Here is a 2832-nt window from a genome sequence, read left to right on the forward strand (position 1 = left end):
TTTAAAGTTCCCTATTCCTTGTTCCCTAGCGCGTAGTGCTTTGTTTTTTTCTTTTCCGCTTCCGAGCAGCATGAGCAGATTTTAATATTTTTAAGCGATAAGGGTCAACATTAGTTTGCCAATAGACACGATGACCTTTAATTTCTGTACAATTTTCTTCTAAACATTTGAGCCAACTAATTCGGTTTTGAATATTTTTCAAATCATTTAATAGTCCTCTATCTTCTTCTTGTTGTGTGAGTTTAACAAATTTTTCATACTCGGGATAATCTGGTGTTACTAAAGCATCTTTTCTGTGTAAAATTGGCGGATTATATTCATTTGTATAGCTCTGATAACTGACACTTAAATCTCGTAAATTAATATTCATACTTGTATGCAAAACTGGGTGAGCTTCTGTATCAAAGTCGGGATAAAATAAATAGGATATTATCGGTAGTTTTGTATGAAATTTAATGATAGTTGCCTCATTTAATCTACCAATTGTACGACTGGCACAACCTTCATAAAGTCGTAACAACGGATCGAGTTTTGCTACAGCAGAAACATGAACTAACAGAGAATTAGAAAATTTATAACCTATAGAACTATTTTTACAACATTTACTAATTAATTCAGAATCACCTAAACTAAATAACATTAAATCAGCTAATGTACAGCCTTGAGTGTAACTACCAAATAAAGCTTTAATATCATTTCTAACTACTTCTGCTAATTGGGAAAATTTAGGACGGTTACCAAATTTAGTTAAAGCTAGATATACTAACAAATCTTGGCGGCGCTTATCTGTTATTTTGTCCCATTCTAGAGGATTTGTAGCTTGCAAAATTACTCGAAATGCACGACGAAAACTACCAAATTCTGCAATTAAATCTGCCTCTTCAGCAATTTCTCCTCTGACCGGAAGACGACCGCGATCGCTCATAAAGTTCATCAGAGGAATAAGTTGTTCTTGATAATCTACAAATTTCTGATTTTTGGAGTTAATTCTAGGGGTAGATAAACGAGTTTTTAATCGAGATGCTCGAAAATTTTGCCCCTGTTTTTCATCTTTAAATACCAAGAAAATACCCAAATCTATAGGGATAGAATCTACATTTAAAACTTGGTCAATATAAGATTTTAATTCTTCTTGTTCATAATATTTCTGAAAAGTATTACGAGCTGTAATTATGCCATCTCCATAAGCAAGTTTATTCTTAGTTTTCTGGTCATTAATTAATACCATAGCGGAAACAATTAAAACCTGTTTAGTCAACCCCCAAGCTTTAATCAGAGCTTCCCTACGTTCTGCTAAAGATTCAATGACATTAATTACATAACCAAGATTGACAACATCAGCAGCAATACAACTATTATCGGGTAAATAATAGGGGTCCCATCCTGCACTTTGATAACCTTTTTGAGCAATATGTTTAATATCCCCACCGTGACCACAACCATAATCAAAAAAGGTTGTACCTTCTGTAAAGAGATTTGCTTCTAAACCCAAACGTACTGGTTTAGAAATTTTTTTACGAGCGATCGCTGCTTTGTGGCGTTCTATTTTGGGAATTGGTATTTCAATAGTATTTTGAATTACATGATGGTCTTTAATTTCAATTCCATGATTTTTTAGGTGTGTGAACCATCCTTGACGAGTGCCAATTAAACGAGTGTTATCTAACAGTCCTAATTTCACTTCAGCACTGGTCAGTTGAGCAAATTTTTTGTAGTGAGGATAGTCAGTATTCACAAAGGTTTCTTTGCGATGCAGTACAGGAGGGTTTTTACTATTTTGGTAGTTTCTATATTCAATATTTCCACTATTCATGTTAATGGAAATGCTAGTTTTTAAAGCTGGATGGGGGTCGGTATCGAAGTCTGGATAGTAGAGATAAGAAATTGTTGGTTTATCAAAGTTAAATTTAATTAATGTGGTAATTTTTCCCTCGTCTTTCTGCTGAGAAGTTGCTTTGAGATATAAACGATGAGCTAAATTTTCGTAGAGTTGTAGTAAAGGATGAAGTTGTGCCAGCGCAGATATATGAATATAAAAAGCGGTTGGTAATTTTTTGCCTATTTTGCTTTGTTGAGAGTATTTTTTTATTGCACCAGATTGGTAAATTTCTAGGAATATCTGGTTAGCATATTTACAGGCATATTGATAAGTTAAAAAGTATTTTTTTATGTCCTCTATAATTGTCTGAGGCAGGTCTGTTTCTAATTTTATTTTGGGTAATATTTGGAAGTCTTCTATATTTAAAGCCAGATATAGTAAAAGTTCTGAGCAACGTTTTTCTTGAAAATTTTGTTCATTTTCCATTGCTAAAATATCTCTAATGGTAAGCATTTAGCCGTCAGCTATCAGCTATCAGCTATTGCTTTTAATTTTAGATCAAAGCTTTACTAATTGAGTCAGAATTTATACTTGCTATAAAAGATTTTTACTTGCTATAAAAGCTGGTTGAAACAGTCTATATTCAAAACCCTCTCATAAGAGTGAGAGCTGATAGCTAATAGCTGACCGCTGAATGCTTACTTATTAACTCCACATTCCTACATTTTGTGGCTGTTCATCAGAAGTTAGTATAGGGTAAGTTGAGGGTTGAGAAATAGGATCGACAGCTTCAGATAAATCTTCTTCAGTTTCTGTAAAAAATTCTAAACGAAATTTTACTTTTCCTTTTCTCCAATAATCACCAGGTCTTAATAATTGACATTCTAGCCCCTCTTCAAATAAATTTTCCGACTCCAATCTAGCTAAAATCATCGTTATATATTCACTGACTTGAAATGTACATTGAAACATTAAAAGACTAGTACTCGTAGATAAAACATCATCATTATTTA

Annotated in this window: 2 protein-coding genes; both read right to left on the minus strand. The window is 33.1% G+C overall.

What is annotated here, in order from left to right:
• Positions 1–25: 25 nt before the first annotated feature.
• Positions 26–2332 (minus strand): DNA phosphorothioation-associated putative methyltransferase, encoded by a 2307-nt coding sequence (locus tag AC3DU7_RS23000; protein ID WP_488041622.1) that lies wholly within the window; start codon positions 2330–2332, stop codon positions 26–28.
• Between the two features lie 192 nt (positions 2333–2524).
• Positions 2525–2832 (minus strand): KGK domain-containing protein (locus tag AC3DU7_RS23005; protein WP_488041623.1); only part of this gene is annotated, 308 nt, incomplete at its 5' end.

This window comes from Okeania sp. (genome assembly GCF_983059655.1).

What these genes read in the sequence shown, in the direction of transcription:
- AC3DU7_RS23000 (WP_488041622.1), bottom strand. Translation starts at nt 2,332, where the DNA reads ATGCTTACCATTAGAGATATTTTAGCAATGGAAAATGAACAAAATTTT.